A 16,636-nucleotide genomic window follows, 5' to 3' on the forward strand; every position below is an offset into this window, starting at 1 on the left:
ATGAGCAAATGGATAAGTTTGAAGCGTTTATTAAAATAGCAAAAAAACTAAATGATATAGATATTATCCCCTTGCTAATGGGCTCAGTTGGCCTAGAAATCACAACAGGCAAGAGTTGGAATGCACAGGACTTAGACATACATGTACCTGGTGATGAAAGAGGGTGGGAGGTACCACCTGAATTATCTATACATAATTGGGATGACATTATGAGAGCAATGAATTCAATGGGATACACGCTAGTTGACCTGCATGAACATGAATTTTCTAAAGAAGGGTTATCAGTAGAATTTGGTATTATAGACACATTACCAGCGTTTGCAGGGGTGCAGTTAGCCGATTTAGAGATGCATCAGACAGAGAATGTAAGCTACTTTTTATTAAATCCAAAGCAATATTTAGCTGTTTACGAGGCTTCCGTGAAGGATAGTTACAGAGCAGATAATAACAATAACAAAGATCTCACAAAAATTGATTTCTTAAAAAATAGGATAAACATGAAGGAGGAGATTTAATATGGGTGAAAAGGAATTGTCAGTAGAACAACATGAAATATTACTCAATGGTTTAAAAGCCCGTTTCAAGAAAAACATGCAACGTCATGAAGGATTAGAATGGGACAAGGTTCAAGCAAAACTGGAAGCGCAACCTGACAAACTTTGGTCATTGAATGAAATGGAAAGAACAGAAGGCGATCCAGACGTTGTCGGTTATGATGAAGAAAACGACGAATACATTTTTTACGATTGTTCAAAGGAAAGTCCCAAAGGTCGCAGAAGTGTTTGTTATGACCGGAAAGCTTTAGAAGCAAGGAAAAAACATAAACCAGAAAATACAGCAATTGATATGGCAACAGAGATGGGAATTACGTTGTTAACAGAAGCGCAATATAGAGCTTTACAGGAGCTTGGAGAATTTGATTTGAAAACATCAACTTGGGTGCTGACCCCTTCTGATATAAGAGAACGAGGTGGCGCTCTGTTTTGTGATCGTCGTTTCGGTCATGTTTTCTTATATCACAATGGAGCAGACTCCTATTATGGTTCAAGAGGATTTCGTGGAGAATTAAGGGTTTAGAAAAAAGAAATATCGGGGGGAGATTGTATGCCGGATTTAAAGCATCATGTAATTCTTATAACCGGTGCTAATCGCGGACAAGGAAAAGCAATTGCTATGCATCTAGCTGACTTGGGTGCCTCAGTAGTTGTCGGTGCTCGGGATTATGAAAAAGCTTCAACAGTAGCTGAGGAAATAGGAAGTGCTCGTGCTTATCCAGTAAAATTAGATGTTACCAAGGAAGTAGAATGGAAAGCGGCAATAGAAGATATTATTAATCAGTTTGGTAAGATCGATGTTTTAGTAAATAACGCTGGAATTATTACACGTAAACCTTTCACACAACTTTCTACAGAAGAGTATGTTGAGTTAATTAACGTCAACCAGCTTGGTGTGTTTCTTGGAATGCAATCTGTTATCCCTTTTATGGAGAGACAAGGAAAAGGATCTATCGTAAACAATGTCTCCATCTCCGCTTTTTCACCAATCGCACACTCTTCTGCATATGCAGCAAGTAAAGCAGCTGTTGTTGCGATGTCTAAATCAGCTGCGGTTGAGCTTGGTCCAAAAGGCATTCGGGTAAACATGATTCACCCTGGTGGGGTGGATACTGACATGGCGACAAATGGAGAAGCTGTTCCAGCATACTATCAATCTGTGCCATTAGGACGAATTGGGCAACCACTTGAAATCGCCAAGGCTGTTGCTTTTTTGGCTTCAGATGAAAGCTCTTATTGTACAGGAGCAGAATTGGTTGTTGATGGAGGCATGACACTGGGAAATGGTGGTAATGAATAGTAGACCACTTAGCCGTCGCTTAGTTGACGCGTAGAAGGAAGTGAATTATTTAACGAACGGAGGTGTTGTGAATTGGTAAGTATATTAGAAAATATATTTCAAATATCAGCAGCACTTCTACTTTTATGCGCACTTTATTATTTTAGACATTTTAAAAAGATTAAGCGGGAAAGGAAGCTTACATCAACCGAACTTTCCGTCTATATTATAACGCAAGTTGCCATTTTTCTTTGTGCAGGTAGTTATTTACTTCTTTTCTTAGATAGAAACTTTGGATGAGAACGATAAATATCGGAGGGAATAACATGGAGACATTTAATGAATACGTAGCACAAATCGACCCGAAACAAAGAGAACGAATGCAAGAGGTGTTGGATTGGGTGAAAGAAAACTTTCCCAATTTAAAACCAAGGATTGCTTGGAATCAGCCTATGTTTACAGATCATGGCACGTATATTATTGGCTTCAGTGTTTCTAAGAAGCATTTAGCTGTTGCGCCAGAAGCAGTGGGGATTACCCAATTTGCTGATGACATTGTGGAGGCAGGCTATGATTATACGAAACAACTTATGCGGATACCATGGGAAAGCCCCGTTGATTTCTCTTTGCTAGAAAGAATGATAAAGTTTAATATGGCGGATAAGGTAGATTGTACGACCTTTTGGCGGAAGTAGAAGAAGTTACTTAACTTAAACTGGCAGTAATGTAAGGAGCAGATTAGAATGACGAACAAGGTGAAAACAGGAATTATAATGGGTCTTTCTTCCATGCTGACAATGTTTATCAGCATCACGATATTTCTTTTTAGAGGACCAGGCGATATGCACATAGATTCCATAATCTTTATTGTCCTAGCAGTGATCGGAATCCTATTAGCTATCTTTTCGTGGATTAAGTCTAAATTATTGGCTTTTTTAATCCTCGGACTACTTGGGAACGGTATCGTGCTGGCATTTGGAATTCTATTACGTATCGCGATGGGGATAAGTGAAGCTTAAGGAAAAAATGAGGCAGAGACAAAAGCTCTCTTAACACATGAAATACCGAACTATTTTGCAAATCTGTAAATTAAGGTTTGCTTAGTTCGGTTTTTTCTAATTTTAGCGTAGGCAGAATACGGAGACTCCAACGGGAACAGCACGAGTCCGAAGACCCCGCAGTGGTGACCTTTCCACGAGGAGGCTGAGGCCGTGCCCGTGGAAAGCGGAGTGTTCTGTCGAAGCAGTGCTAGAGCCCATTATTCGAATTTAGGCTTAGATGATTTAGTTTTGTCTCAGCCCCTTTTAGTTAGGTTCCAAAATTTATTTTTTCATTTTTGCCTGCTATTGTCCCAAGAAATGCAATACATAAGGACACGGTCATTAAAATAACGAGTGGAACAGTCCAGCCGTTTGACCACTCCGCGATAGAACCTAGCAAAATCGGGCCTAGAGCTGCGATAATATAGCCAAACGATTGCGCCATACTTGATAACTGGGAAGACTCAGAAACGGTGTTCGTGCGAAGTACAAAAAACATCATTGCTAAACTAAAGGTTGTCCCAGCGCCAATTCCTGTAAGGATTAGAAACGCAATCATGATAGTAGATGCTGTTAAGGAAACACCTAATAGACCAAAGAAAAACAAGAGGCCTGATATACATGCGATGAGTCGTTGGCTTTGCATTTTTCCTGCAATAATAGGAGCTAAAAACGTTGTTGGAATAAGGCCTACCTGATAGATGGCGATTAGCCAGCCCGCTTCACTTTCTGTGTATCCTTTTGATCCTAAAATATCGGGCAACCATGTAAACAGGCTATAGGGAATAAAAGATTGTAAGCCCATAAAAAGTGTTACGGACCAAGCGATCTTAGATTTAAACAAGGCGCGTGATGGTTGACTTTTAACGTTCATAAACACTTTCTTCTGTGTTGCACGTATCACTGGAAGTCTGAATGCAAGCACCACAACAGCTATGATGGAAATAATACTCCATACTTGCATGGCATTACGCCAATCTAACCCAGAGGCAGAAGCAATTGGAACGGATACCCCGGAAGCCAGAGCACCAAAAATGTTCATGGAGACTGAATAAATCCCTGTCATCAGTCCTATGCGATATGGAAAGGTAGATTTAATCAAACCAGGCATCAAAATATTTCCTACAGCAATTGCCATTCCGAGTATAAGCGTTCCAAACAGCAGTGTTGGGACACCACTAAGGGCTCTTATAAACACGCCAATCGATAGAAATATCATGGCAATAAAAAGAGTCATTTCCATCCCATACCTACTTGATAACCTTGGCACAAACGGTGAAAAGAGACCAAAAGCAAGTAATGGGAGCGTGTTAACTAAACCAATGATAGTATTCGATGCTTCCAGCTCGTCTCGGAAAAAAGGGATCAGTGGGCCAACCGATGTAATCGGTGAACGTAATGTAGCCGCAATAAGTATGATAGCTAAAAGTAATAAAAAGGTATAATACCGTTGTTTAGTGGCTTTTGTAATAGTTGGCATATTAGGCCCCCTCTCAGTTTTTGTTATGCATAAGAACTAATCATAACAGAAGACTTGTTAAGGAGGAAGAGGGTATTTTTCTCATTACCCTGGTCTCCATTACTTGTGTAAAATAATAGATTTGTATTCTGGTGAAACGATAGCTATTTCAATTCGTATAACTACTATATAAACATAATGTAGGGGGGCTAAAATGAAGAAGTATTTACTATTTTTGTTTAGCTTTATATTACTCTTTCTATTATTTCAAGTGGTGACGGGTTTAATTCTTACGTTTGCATATACACCAGATATAGAAGGAGCTTGGAATAGGAGTGCTATTTTGCCTAAAGAAACGAGTATTGTGACAGATCAAGTGTCATTCCTAGTCCCATTAGTCCCAGCTTTTCTTGCTGCTTCGATTGCATATTTCATCCCAAAATTATTTCTGAAAAACAGAAGGAGTTCATAACGGAGAAAATCACACCGTTTTAAATTATCCGAAAATATATAACAATCTACTTGCAAAAATAGAAAGCAGCATGTATAGTAATATTTGAAAATTTAATAATTACCTTACCAGCTCGGTGAGGTAGAGGCGCGAACATTATCAGTAATCAATCGGAGTATGACATCTGTGATGGTTGATAAAAGGGATGCTCGCCGAAGCGTAATAAGAGTCAAACTTATTATGGCTGGGATGTCTTTTAATAAGAGGCATACTGTCATGCAGGTCTGCATGGAGGACTACTGATCGAAATGGAAGATACCATATTGTGAACAATGATAGGTTATTTTTCTATCATTGTTTTTTTGTGTTTTTTTCTACCTCCATTAGACGTCAGAATATTATTAGGATGGAGGGGGTCATTGAAAATAATTGAGATGTTGAAGTTTTGAGTTTATGCATGGTGCGATGCTCGACTTCGGGCTAAGGCGCTCGTCTTGGAGGGTGTTGCGCTCGAGTTTAAGAGGTTGCTGCTCGCCTTAGACAGTAGGACGCGCAACTTTGCTTATGCTTTAGACTCTGATTACTTATTTTCAAAGATGGAAGAAGGAACTAAACACAAAGGAGAACTACATATGAAACTATCAACTTGGAAAGCTATATTGTTGCTTGTCTTATCTTTCTCCGTCGTTTTAGGCGGAATTTTATATCTTGATGCCCCTACAACGATTGTGTTAATTACGGCTGGGGTCGTCGTTATCATCTTGTCCCTCATTTGGGGAATAAAGTGGAAGAATATGGAAGAAGATCTTATCGAAACATTAAAATCCATGCTTCCGCCAATTTTGATCTTACTAGCTGTTGGGATGCTTATTGGAGCATGGATGATGTCTGGGACGATTCCGTTAATTGTGTACTATGGACTGAAAAGTATCGATCCATCCTTATTCTTACTTATAACAGCAATTATTTGTTCGATTATGTCCATTATGGCGGGAACATCATGGGGAACGATTGGCACAGTAGGGGTCGCACTAATGGGTGTGTCGATTGGCCTTGATGTCCCTTTACATTATACAGCTGGAGCCATTGTGGTCGGTGCATTTTTTGGGGACAAACTATCGCCATTATCTGATACTACTATTATGGCACCTGCGATGGCTGGTGTGAAACTGGTGGACCACATTAAACACATGCTTTGGACAACCATACCAGGCTATGTCATTTCCTTAATTTTATATGTTATATTAGGATTCCAATTTGGAGGCCAAATTGAAAATAATGAAAATGTAGAGATTATCTTATCCACATTAAACGAAAACTTTCATTTAAATCCGCTTTTGCTTCTCCCTCCAATCCTAGTGCTAGTGTTAATTTTCTTGAAAAAACCGACACTTCCCGTATTTGGAGTAGGGATTATTGCCGGTGTATTATTGGCGATAATCTTTCAGGGAAGAGAGCTTTTGGAAGTGTTTAATGCGTTAGATGGAGGCTATACGGACGCAACAGACGTACCAATTGTAGATGAAATCTTACAGCGTGGTGGATTGTCGAGCATGTTAGGTACTGTTGCCTTATTAATCAGTGCTGCGATTTTTGGGTCTCCACTAAAAACCGCGGGTGTCATACAAGTATTACTTGATAAAATTGTGGAGTTTGCCAAAAACGGTAAAGCTATGATGACTTCAAGTTTAACGTTACATGGTATTTTATTCACCATCACAGGTAGCTATTACGTAACATACGCTGTAATTGGGCCAATTATTAGCCCGCTTTATGACAAATTTGGCTTACAACGGAAAAACTGGTCCAGAACAATGGAAGATACCGGAACAGCTCTATCTCCAATCATCCCTTGGGGAGTAACAGGAGCATTTGTCGCAGATACGTTGCAGGTTTCTACTGGGGAGTTCTTCTTGTATGCTCCAATGACTTATCTCGGTATACTGTTTGCACTTTTTTATATTTTTAGTGGAGTGGGGATTTCCAGAAACAAAGTATAGGCCTTTTGCATTTAAAGGGCAGCAATCTAAGCTGCCTTTTAATTTGTATTTTGCAAGAGAAAACCTGATAAAAATGCAAAAGAAATACGAGAACTTTGCCAGCCCAATTTTTATGATGGGTAATTAGATAGTGCGTGTGTGACACGATAACTGTCACCAGTAAAACTTAGAACATGCGCATGATGAATCACGCGATCCACCAATGCAGCTGTTAGTCTTGCATCGACGAAGATTCGATTCCATTGGCTGAACTCCAGGTTGGAAGTGATGATGAGACTTTTCTGTTCGTACCAGTCTGTAACCAGCTGAAACAGTAGCTCAGCCCCGTTTTTACTGAATGGGATATATCCCATTTCGTCTAGGATAATGAGGCCCACTTTCTTGAATCTGTTCCTGAAGCTCTGCAATTTACCTTCACTCCATGCCTTTTCCAGCTGATCCACCAGATCTGCTACCCGATAAAAACGCACGTCATAGCCTTGTCGGCATGCTTTCCGTCCTAATCCTGTGGCAATGTGTGTTTTGCCGGTACCAGGGGAACCTGTCAGAATGACATTTTCTTTCCGGTCAATGAATTTCAAGCCTTCGAGGCTTTCACGATTGATCTGTGGTGGAAATTTCACCTGTGATCCCCATTGGAAATGGTCTAACTCCTTATCATTTATAAATCTAGCTTTCTTTATAAGTCGTTCCCCCTTTGCTGTATCGCGGAGTTGGAATTCCTGCTGGAATAAGGTCTCCAGATACTGAGTGGGGTTCTCGAAAGGCACCTTTTCATAAATATCTGCCACATAGGCCAAACGAAGTGATTTGCACATTTCTTTTAATCGATCACTCATGAATAGTCACCGCCCCTTCAGCTACAGGGTTCGTTGGACGCAGAGAGTCATAAATATTCCAGTTCACTTCATAGGGATGAGGGTCAGATTCTAAAGTTGAATTGTCCTTTGAAGGAAGCAATTCATAAAATAGTTCATTAATTTCATTCATACTATAGGTGACAATCTGACTCATTAACCATTCTATTCGATCCTTCTGGATCGCCTGGGATTCGATACTTAAATAATTAGCTATTCTTCCGGGCAAGTAGGGGAAGTACCTAGAGTGAGACACGGAGCGTGGCTTCCTTCTCCACATCCCCAATACGAATAACCATGGCAATTCACGAGATTTATTCATGTAAGGTCGTGGACCTTCACCCAACACCTCACCGTTCGGTGAGACCACCTTGTAGGAATCCCAATAAGTAATCAAGTACACTTGGCTATAATGGTAACTGGTAGGAATATGGATGGCTGTACCATCAATAAGGACCTCTCCATATTTATTGGCTGATACCGTTTCCTTCTTGAATACCGGGTAATCATTTTCCGGCAAAGCTAAGCAATACTTTTTCTCTTCCTTGATAAGGTCCTGTATCGGCTCTCCTTTTTTATAATGTTTGCGTTTATGATCCTCCCTTGACTTCTGTGTTAACATTTCCTGTAAGTGATCTAGGTCTCGGATTACTGGAGAAGGAGTAAAGAAGTTATATCTTACATAGCCAACTTTATTCTCGACATGGCCTTTCTCATTCCCCTTTCTTGCATTGCATGCCTGAGGTTCAAAACCATAATGACTTGCGAACTTCAGGAAGGATTCTGTGAATATCGTATCTCCATGTTTTCCTCTTGCCCTTACTACGGCGGCAGCCAGGTTATCAATCCGTAACTTTCGGGGGACACGCCCAAACTGTGTAAATAATGCTTTCAACCCAACCAGAAAACATTGCTGATTCTCCCCCGGAAGGGGGACAGTGTAACCTCCATTACTGTATGGAAGACTCATGATCAGACAGTGAATGTCTTTCGCTTTACCGTCCTGAATGACTTCCGTTGTGCCAAAATCAATCTGCGCTTCAGCTGGAGGATGGGTCAATCGGTCAAATTCCTCCTTGATTGTTTCGCCATCTTCCATGCGTTTTTCCCGCCACTCTGCAATATAGTTACACACAGTTCGGTAAGATCCGGGAAAGTGGAGTTTCTTTAACTGTTGGTAGATGATTTTGTTATTACGTCGTAACTTCTTTTTTAAAGCGTGATCTTCCAACAACCAATCAGAAACAATCTCTCCCCATTTTCCCTCGTACATCATTCCTCCCTTTTTAGAAAAGTTTTCCGAAGGAAGTTGGTCCTCATCAGCATATTTTTTTACCGTTTCCCAACTGAACCCTGTTCTTCTTGATATTTCGTTGATTGATAATGATTTCTCATTTCTCATTTTTTTGATATGATTAACTTCAGGCATTGCCAGCATCCTTTCAATCCCTCCACCATTATTTGATTCGTCATCATTAACGGTAGGGTTTTTTGATTAGGCTGGCAAGCCTTTTTTCTTTGCTTTTAAGAATTGCAGGGTTCTAAGATTTTCTTTGCAATTCTCACTACTTTTATTTTGCACTATACATTTTAATTTTGAGATTCCATTTGACTCCTCTGCAAAAAAGCCTGTATCAGCTTTATCATTATATGTATAAGTTTCCTTTTAACAATACAGTTATAATTTCTCCAACTTTAAGTTTTTTGTTTAAAAAAAGTTGATAACGTGATTTTCCTTATTTTTTATGAAAATAGCAGGGGTGAAAATGAGATACTCTATTTTACAAAAAAAGATTTATGGAAAATGAGTTTAGATGGAAGTGATAAGAGTCTTCTTTATAAAACGGATAAGTTTCTTTCTTATGTCAATCTTCTAGATAGCGAGTTATACATATTAGATCTGGCATTACAACCGTGTATTATTATAACGCTGAACAGAAAGAGCTTGAAAGGTTTGGGAAATAGAATAAATGAAGAAAAAGATAAAAAAACTGGAACAGTTATACTGTCCCAGTTTTTTCAGTTTCTTAAATTAAACTCTTTTTCTTCTAATAAACAGGATAAGAGTACCTGAAACAAGTAATACAAATCCGGCCAATAACCAGTTAAACATGGTTGTAGCAGTGTTTGGTAGTTCATTTCCATCTTTATCTGTGTTAACTGGAGGATTTTGTGCATTATCATTGTCCTGGTTAGAACTTGTGTTATTATCTTTGTCTACTTTTTTAGGGTTTTCTTCGATTTTATCAATTGGCTCTTTATTCGTATTGTCGGTATTGTTATCATTGTTTTCGCCTGGTTTCTCTATACCAGCGCCATTATCCCCACCTGGCTGTGGCGTATTAGGTTGCCCGTCGTCCGTATCAGGCTGTTCTGGTTCCTGGTTTCCATCACCCTCATCTGGAACTTCGGGAAGAGCAGGATCCTCTACTGGTTCAAAATCTGCTGTAGTAAAACCGAAAATCTCAGAACGACGTGTAGAATTATACTCATCTGTAATATCCATATACCAATAGTAAGTCTCATTAGGTTGCAAGCCACTCCACTCTGTGGACGCAATGTCTCCAGAAGCTACATCTTTATCTACACCGATAACTTCATCTTGGTATACATTGACACTGAAGTAATCTGTCGCCACACGTTTATTAATATCTGTAAACTGGAAGTCAACCGTAAATTCTTCATCTTCAGGATCAAAGAAATGATAATCATCTAGAATTGGAGAATAGGTGTTGATAGAAACTGTTCCAGCCGTAGGGTTGAAATCAAGGTATCTTACATAACCATCCCCACCATTTGGTCCACCTTGATAATCAGCAAGCATCTCTAGAACCTGGCGGGTTGTCCCGTCCTCATTTGGAATTTCTGAAATCCGCTTTGTTACACCATGATAGTGACCACCCAACACCATTTTTACATTTTCATTTGGAACAATGATTTCATCAAATACAGTTTGCGACATATTTGATAGAGTTGCGTCATATTCCAAGTATGCATGCATACCTAGTATTGCGTTTCGATCAGCGTGTTTCTCTAGTACCTCGTTTGCCCATGCAATTGTTTCTGGAGTATCCTCCGTACCGAAACCTAGGTATAAGATGATGAAGTCATGACCGCCAAATGACATTAGATCATAATGGTTGCGGTTATTATCCATTGACCCACCATACCATGGATTATCCTCATAGCGGTCTGCTCCCACATACTTATGATAGTAAGAATAATCAACACCATCAATAATTGCGTCATGGTTTCCAGCTAGTACACCGTAAGGGACATTCGCGTCATCGAATTTTTGTAAGTTCCTGTTGGCTACTTCCCATTGTTCGTCACTGTCTGCCACGTTAACAATGTCTCCTGTGTGGACCATATACTCGAATTGACCGTTTTGGTATTCTTCGACAGTCCAATCACCTAATCCATCCCAAATGTAAGGGTAAGATTCGGCGTAATACTGGGTATCTGTCATCCACAGCATAGAAAATGGAGCATTAGGATCCTCTACTTCGTCCTGTACCATGGCTTGAATTTTACCATCACGAATAAAGCGTTCCTTATCTACTTCTGCTGTAAGTGTAATATTACTTTCTGCTGCGTCCCCAGTAGAAGAGGTTTGGGCAATCCATTCTTCATTCTGATAATCCCAAGCATACATCGTTACAATACGATTCGGGAATGTTTTCCCTTTCCAATAGACTTCTACGGTATCGCCTGCAGTCAGTTCTTTGTCTACTTCCACTTCAAAACGGTGGTATGGGAAGCCAGAGGTAGAATCATTAGTAAGGTATTCGCCATCTTCAAAAGAAATCTTTTTCTTATCATCATCAGATAGTACAGTCTCTCCATTTGGCGCATTCGTTAATGGCGGTTCACGGTCTGCAACATACGAATAACCTTCAATTGCTTCTTCGCCAGCAAAGTCGTATTTCTTCCCTTCTTTAAATGTGACGTCCATCTCATCGCCAGAAGGATCGGTCACTTTTGCTTTAAGTGTTGTATTTTCTTCTACATTCTTATCAAAATCATTAGGTGCTGGTTCGGCTGGATTTTCTGGTTTCTCAGGATCCACTCCGAACGTTGTTCTATCAGTAGTCACATTGCCTGCACCGTCATATACATGAACTTCAAGCTCGTATGTGCCTGCATCTAAATCGGCAGTAGTGGACTCAAATGGGTATTCTACCATTTCACCATCCAAAAATGCTTCCACTCGATCCACACCAGATAAATTATCCTCCGCATCAACAGATAGGTGGATGTCACCTTTAAGGGTGGAGCCATTTGTATACACATTTCCTAGTCCATCTTCAAATCCGTTAATTACAGGTTTTGTGTTATCAACCGTAATGTTAACCGTTTCGGTTTGCTTGTTATTTTGCTTTAAAGAGACCTCATAGATTCCATCCTGATAGTTAGAAGTATCTACTTCATAATAAGTAGCAGTCTTCCTTTCTTCAGGAATGTTAAAAATAAAGTCACTTTTCATTGGTTTATTCAGGTTTGTATTGGTTGGCGCACCACCGTCACCAAATACATAGCTGACATTATCCCGATATAGCTGCTCTGTTTGATTTAAATTACCTAAATAACTTTTTACTTTTTCTGGCTTTATTACAGAGCCATCAGGTAATACTAGATGTAAGTTTACTACATTAAAGTCATCAAAATTTGTCTTATTGAAATGCTCTTCGTGTACATCTAAATCATAAGGTACATTTTCACTGCCAGAATGTATGGATACTTTCTCATCAGCAACAAAATAGCTTTGTGACAAGTCATACGTATACCAAGCACCATCTACATAACTTGGAATAATTCTTGTAAAATAATCTCTTTCTTCATTGGCATTAATTGCACTTGCTGAGGCTTGATAAATAAAATCAATTCCGCCACCTTGGAAATTAAGCTCTACTGGACCTGGAAGCGCCTTTACACCTGTAAGTACATCCCCACCAAATATAACGTTTGCTTCATCCATGCCATTTTTACCATATGCATAGAAAGATACCTTGCCATTTACCATCTCTTCTTGGGTTAATGATAGTCCTGGCTCAGGAAGATCTGTGCTAACTTCTCCCTCAATTACTGTGAGGGGGTTACCACGAGAGTTATACGGAACCTTTGTTTCATTTCCACTCGCATCCTCTGTTACGACCATGTATCGATGTCTTCCTAACGCATTAATATTTAGGTCAGCGGCATACGTATAGGTTCCATCAGTATTCTTTACTAGCTCCATTTCTACTTCATTCGTATAGTCGGTTAACTGTTCTTCGGCAGATCCATACGTTAATATTGCTTTTTCTAACGCTTCGTCGCTTGAAATGGTTACTTGATAATCTTTACCTTGTTCTATACGATAAAACGGTTGATCATGTTCAATAGTGGGGGCCACAATATCTTGGTTTTCTAATTCAGGAACTTGTCCAGCATCAAGATTTCCAGGGTTTGAGTGGGCTCTCGTATCTAAACGCTCCATTGCTTTTCCGGACTCAGGATAATGATAGCGTACAGAACTATTGCGAATATCGTGAATCATGCGGTCTGGGCCATTTGTGCTTGCATCATACCAAGCCTCAACAATCATATCGTCTAAGCTATCAGAACTGGAAAATGCAAACCCGCGATTTAGTGAATTCGGTAAGTTGAAATCACTAGAGTCAGCATTATCAAATACAATCACATCGCTCTCATCTATGTCTGTATTGTAATGGATGTTAAAATCTTCAACTGAAGCATATCCATCTCTTATAGCTTCTTTTGCGAACCAGATTAAGGCAGTACTGTGTGGCTCGATTGCTGTATCCTGATTGATAGTCCATTTTTTTGGAGCAGCTGCATCATTAGGATAAAGATAAAAAAGTGTGTGACCATTAAGATTTAGAATTTCATCAGAGTTGTTGTAAATCTCCATATACTCGTAATGGTTTCCACTTCCTTTTCGGTAGTCACCGTTAGGGTTTGGAGTCATTTCTGTAATTAAGATACGTGGTGTTTCTCCACTTTCTTCTCCCTTAACATTTACGTCTATGATTTCTGATTCAACAATCGCTTCTCCATCGCTTGCCTCAATATAATACTCGAATACAAGAGAACCTAGTTCTTTACTAGCTACTGTATATTCGTAAGTTCCATCTCCATTTGGCGTCATATCCACTTCTGAAAATTCGCCATATGGATTGCTACGATGATATAGCTTAACTGTTAAATCGCCCCCATCGATATCTGTAACATTTGCTTGCACTGTAAAATCTTTAGTCGGATCGATCTCATTTATTTTCTTCGGTGTAATAGATGGTTTATTGTTATCAGACGGTATGAGTTGCTCAGCCTCTACAGTCCCAGGGGTCGGTGTCCCCATACGAATATAAGGATTTGCAGTGTATCCTTCCTGTGGGAATCTAGTATGGTAGCTCTTACCATCCGAGGAATCCCCTTCGGTAAAACGAATTTCACTAATAATTGCCTTGCTGTCATCTTTCTGTGTGATATAGAAGCTTCGGTCACTAGCGTTTGGCAATCCGTCTTGTTCACGAACTTTGAAGACTGGAATATTTGCCGGTACGCCATGATACTCACGGAAATCTGCTTCGGTTAAGTCTGCAGCATTACCAGAAACAGAACTGCGATGTACCCATAAAACAGCTGGGCTATTTGCTGGGATCGTTACATTAAGATCGTCCGCATTATCGGCTACTGTTACTGTTAGATCCTTTGTGCCTGATCTCCAGTCATAACGGATTTTATAATACTCATTAAAGTTTAATGCTTCATCGCCTTTATTATAAACTTCCACAAACTCATATAAATCAGCGTTACCAGCGCCATCTATATGCTTATTATTTTTGTCATTTGGATATACTTCAGTAAAGAAAAAGTTGTTTTCATTTGGTTCTGTGTTGTTAGGATCTTCGCTTGGATCTGGCTTAGAAGGGTTCTCTGGTTGTGTGGGTTCTGTAGGTGTAGGTTCTTCTTCAATTGGTTTTGTAACAGTTACTTCATATTCCTCTGTCTTTACAGTCGCCTCAGCGTCTGAAACGCTAAAGAAGTAAGAAATAGTATTACCTTTTACCTCTTCTGATGGAACAGTGAAAGTGAATTCTCCATCATTCTCTTCCATATCCCCTTGTTTATAAGCTTCCATTTCAGAGTTTTTATAAGAGACATTGATCGATATTGCATCACCGTCTACATCAACCGCTTTCGTAGTTATCTTAAAGTCTTTTTCTTGCTCAATGGATTCTACTGGCTGATGATCAACAGTTGGTTCATTGTTTACTGGGGGAACTAATTGCTCAGGCTGAACAATTCCTGGAGAAGTTTCTCCTCTTTGTTGAAACGTTGCCAATTCAGTTCCGTTTCTAGGTACTTTTGTATGTAGGCTTAAGCCATCTCCAACGTCTTCACTGGAATAGTGAACACGACTAACCTCTTCATCAGTGTCTTTGTTCTTAATATAAAAACCACGGTCCTTATTATTTAACCCATCTTGGCCTTTTAGCATATAGACAGGCACATCTTCTGGAATGTTATGATATGCACGGAAATCATCGACCGTAACTTCTGCCGCAGCTCCCGTAATATTAGAAGTAGTCCGCTCAATCCATAATACAGCTGGACTATTGGCAGGAATAACAACCTCTTTTTCAGCATTAACAGATTCAACTCGTAATCCCTTGCTATTGCTAATGTAATCATATCTTAGTTGATACTTGCTGTTTAGATCTAATTCTTCATTGCTATTATTGTAGATTTCTACAAATTCATATAGATCGTTTTCTCCAGCACCGTCAATGGTACGATTGGATTTATCATTTGGGTAAACTTCCGTAAACAAAATAGGCATTTTATTCTCATCTTGTGTCTCAGCGACTAGCGCATTTACTGTATTCGCATATGGTGTAAATACAATAAAGAAACATAAAAAAAGAATAAGTATACGCTTCATTCGAAACATCCACTTTCTCTCCTTTTTTACAATTCTAGTTATTTTGTTAAAAATGACAAGGCGATTTTGCTACTATTCTCCTTTCTCTGTTGTGAATTTTGTCATTTCTTGCACACAAGGGTAATTATATCTTTGGAATTTTAAGAGTATTTTGAGCGTACGTAAATTTTCGTAAATATTTTGTAAATTAAAATAAATGATAAACGGTTTTCTAAAGCTTAGCTTACAAAATTTTTTATTATAGAGTAATCTGTAGCGATAGTTTGAGATAAAGAAAAGTTAAGGGGTTCGACGGGAGGGTTAATAATAATGGACAGCCCTTGCCTAGGCCATAACGTAGCAAGTGCTATCCATTTAGTAGGAAATAGTATTTAATGAGGGAAGTTGAAACTCTAGATTAATTAATCCATAATCCCTTCATCCAATCCTCTATAACAAATCATATTTATAATTTCAGCAATTTGCTGTGGGGTCTTGTCCATATCACGAGAAAGCCAATGCTTAATCACATGAATACTGCCACTTACAATAAATGTACTAATGTAAGTAGAATCACCGGAGTCATAATCAAACTCATCCATCCAGTTATCGATTAAGAAACGTCGTGCTACCTCCATAACTCTCTCTTCAAATGACGTATCCTTATTTTCGATGAGCAAGGTATAGCATATATCATGTTTCGATACGATATATTCCAATAATTTTTGGGTGGTTTGGATGGACTCCTCTTTTTCGGAAAAGTTATGCTCGCTTAAATACATGTTCATGTCAGCTATAATTTCTTCTTCAATTTTATTAAGCAAGTCGTATTGATCCTTGTAATGCGTGTAAAAGGTAGAACGATTTATATCAGCGTGTGAACAAAGTTCTTTTACGGTAATTGTAGCCAATGGCTTTGCTTTTAGTAAGGTGATTAAACTGTTCTTTAATACCATTCGGGTATATTGTTTTCTTCTATCTAATTTCTCCGTCATAAAAAATTCACGCTTTCTTAATAATTTTATCCAACACTTTTTCTGTTTGTGTCCGGTATTGTACGTAAATAAAC

The 16,636-nt window shown here is 39.1% G+C and carries 12 protein-coding genes and 1 riboswitch; of the genes, 7 read left to right on the forward strand and 5 right to left on the reverse strand.

The genetic code is table 11. The annotated features are described in order from the left end of the window. The first annotated feature begins 8 nt into the window (after positions 1–8). The 5 genes from LG273_RS04110 to LG273_RS04130 all read left to right on the forward strand — a co-directional run bounded on the left by LG273_RS04110 (position 9) and on the right by LG273_RS04130 (position 2,852). Positions 9–515, forward strand: coding sequence for a phosphoribosylanthranilate isomerase (locus LG273_RS04110; protein ID WP_379562271.1), 507 nt, complete (start codon positions 9–11; stop codon positions 513–515). 1 nt (position 516) lies between these two features. Next, the gene (locus LG273_RS04115; protein ID WP_404458000.1) at positions 517–1,077 is read left to right on the forward strand and encodes a DUF4256 domain-containing protein; all 561 of its coding nucleotides are present in this window, start codon (positions 517–519) and stop codon (positions 1,075–1,077) included. Positions 1,078–1,104: 27 nt separating this feature from the next. Continuing rightward, positions 1,105–1,854 (forward strand): SDR family NAD(P)-dependent oxidoreductase, encoded by a 750-nt coding sequence (locus LG273_RS04120; RefSeq protein ID WP_379562269.1) that lies wholly within the window; start codon positions 1,105–1,107, stop codon positions 1,852–1,854. Between the two features lie 305 nt (positions 1,855–2,159). Continuing rightward, complete coding sequence (locus LG273_RS04125; protein ID WP_404458004.1) at positions 2,160–2,528, forward strand: iron chaperone; 369 nt, start codon at positions 2,160–2,162, stop codon at positions 2,526–2,528. A gap of 48 nt (positions 2,529–2,576) precedes the next feature. Continuing rightward, positions 2,577–2,852, forward strand: a complete 276-nt coding sequence (locus tag LG273_RS04130) for a hypothetical protein (RefSeq protein WP_404458007.1) — start codon at positions 2,577–2,579, stop codon at positions 2,850–2,852. Positions 2,853–3,141: 289 nt separating this feature from the next. Here LG273_RS04130 and LG273_RS04135 read toward each other — a convergent pair whose 3' ends face one another. Beyond that, the gene (locus tag LG273_RS04135) at positions 3,142–4,353 is read right to left on the reverse strand and encodes a CynX/NimT family MFS transporter (protein WP_379562266.1); all 1,212 of its coding nucleotides are present in this window, start codon (positions 4,351–4,353) and stop codon (positions 3,142–3,144) included. A gap of 193 nt (positions 4,354–4,546) precedes the next feature. Between LG273_RS04135 and LG273_RS04140 the strand changes: the two genes are divergently transcribed. Together LG273_RS04140 and nhaC are read left to right on the forward strand one after the other, a co-directional pair. Beyond that, positions 4,547–4,804, forward strand: coding sequence for a hypothetical protein (locus LG273_RS04140; RefSeq protein ID WP_379562265.1), 258 nt, complete (start codon positions 4,547–4,549; stop codon positions 4,802–4,804). 113 nt (positions 4,805–4,917) lie between these two features. Next, positions 4,918–5,090: riboswitch (Lysine riboswitch) on the forward strand. A 325-nt stretch (positions 5,091–5,415) separates the two neighbouring features. Beyond that, entirely contained in the window at positions 5,416–6,783 is a 1,368-nt protein-coding gene (nhaC, locus tag LG273_RS04145) for a Na+/H+ antiporter NhaC (protein ID WP_379562264.1), read from the forward strand. Positions 6,784–6,893: 110 nt separating this feature from the next. On the opposite strand, the gene istB is transcribed toward nhaC, so the two are convergent. The 4 genes from istB to LG273_RS04165 all read right to left on the reverse strand — a co-directional run bounded on the left by istB (position 6,894) and on the right by LG273_RS04165 (position 16,562). Continuing rightward, positions 6,894–7,622, reverse strand: a complete 729-nt coding sequence (gene istB, locus LG273_RS04150) for an IS21-like element helper ATPase IstB (protein WP_404457087.1) — start codon at positions 7,620–7,622, stop codon at positions 6,894–6,896. Further along, positions 7,615–9,078 carry an IS21 family transposase gene (istA, locus tag LG273_RS04155; RefSeq protein WP_404457089.1) on the reverse strand — a complete coding sequence of 488 codons (1,464 nt, stop codon included), beginning with the start codon at positions 9,076–9,078 and terminating at the stop codon, positions 7,615–7,617. The genes istB and istA overlap by 8 nt, the downstream gene beginning before the upstream one ends. Positions 9,079–9,672: 594 nt before the next feature. Beyond that, a complete protein-coding gene (locus LG273_RS04160; protein ID WP_404458012.1) occupies positions 9,673–15,597 on the reverse strand; it encodes an Ig-like domain-containing protein in 5,925 nt (1,974 codons plus the stop codon). A gap of 392 nt (positions 15,598–15,989) precedes the next feature. After that, positions 15,990–16,562 (reverse strand): TetR/AcrR family transcriptional regulator, encoded by a 573-nt coding sequence (locus LG273_RS04165; protein WP_379562262.1) that lies wholly within the window; start codon positions 16,560–16,562, stop codon positions 15,990–15,992. Between the last annotated feature and the right edge of the window lie 74 nt (positions 16,563–16,636).

Source organism: Oceanobacillus kapialis, assembly GCF_044790185.1.
Lineage (GTDB): Bacteria > Bacillota > Bacilli > Bacillales > Amphibacillaceae > Oceanobacillus_B > Oceanobacillus_B kapialis.

Bases quoted from the DNA above. Each gene is read 5' to 3' on its own strand.
- LG273_RS04110 (WP_379562271.1), top strand. From the start codon at position 9: ATGGATAAGTTTGAAGCGTTTATTAAAATAGCAAAAAAACTAAATGAT.
- LG273_RS04115 (WP_404458000.1), top strand. From the start codon at position 517: ATGGGTGAAAAGGAATTGTCAGTAGAACAACATGAAATATTACTCAAT.
- LG273_RS04120 (WP_379562269.1), top strand. From the start codon at position 1,105: ATGCCGGATTTAAAGCATCATGTAATTCTTATAACCGGTGCTAATCGC.
- LG273_RS04125 (WP_404458004.1), top strand. From the start codon at position 2,160: ATGGAGACATTTAATGAATACGTAGCACAAATCGACCCGAAACAAAGA.
- LG273_RS04130 (WP_404458007.1), top strand. From the start codon at position 2,577: ATGACGAACAAGGTGAAAACAGGAATTATAATGGGTCTTTCTTCCATG.
- LG273_RS04135 (WP_379562266.1), bottom strand. From the start codon at position 4,353: ATGCCAACTATTACAAAAGCCACTAAACAACGGTATTATACCTTTTTA.
- LG273_RS04140 (WP_379562265.1), top strand. From the start codon at position 4,547: ATGAAGAAGTATTTACTATTTTTGTTTAGCTTTATATTACTCTTTCTA.
- nhaC (WP_379562264.1), top strand. From the start codon at position 5,416: ATGAAACTATCAACTTGGAAAGCTATATTGTTGCTTGTCTTATCTTTC.
- istB (WP_404457087.1), bottom strand. From the start codon at position 7,622: ATGAGTGATCGATTAAAAGAAATGTGCAAATCACTTCGTTTGGCCTAT.
- istA (WP_404457089.1), bottom strand. From the start codon at position 9,078: ATGCTGGCAATGCCTGAAGTTAATCATATCAAAAAAATGAGAAATGAG.
- LG273_RS04160 (WP_404458012.1), bottom strand. From the start codon at position 15,597: ATGTTTCGAATGAAGCGTATACTTATTCTTTTTTTATGTTTCTTTATT.
- LG273_RS04165 (WP_379562262.1), bottom strand. From the start codon at position 16,562: ATGACGGAGAAATTAGATAGAAGAAAACAATATACCCGAATGGTATTA.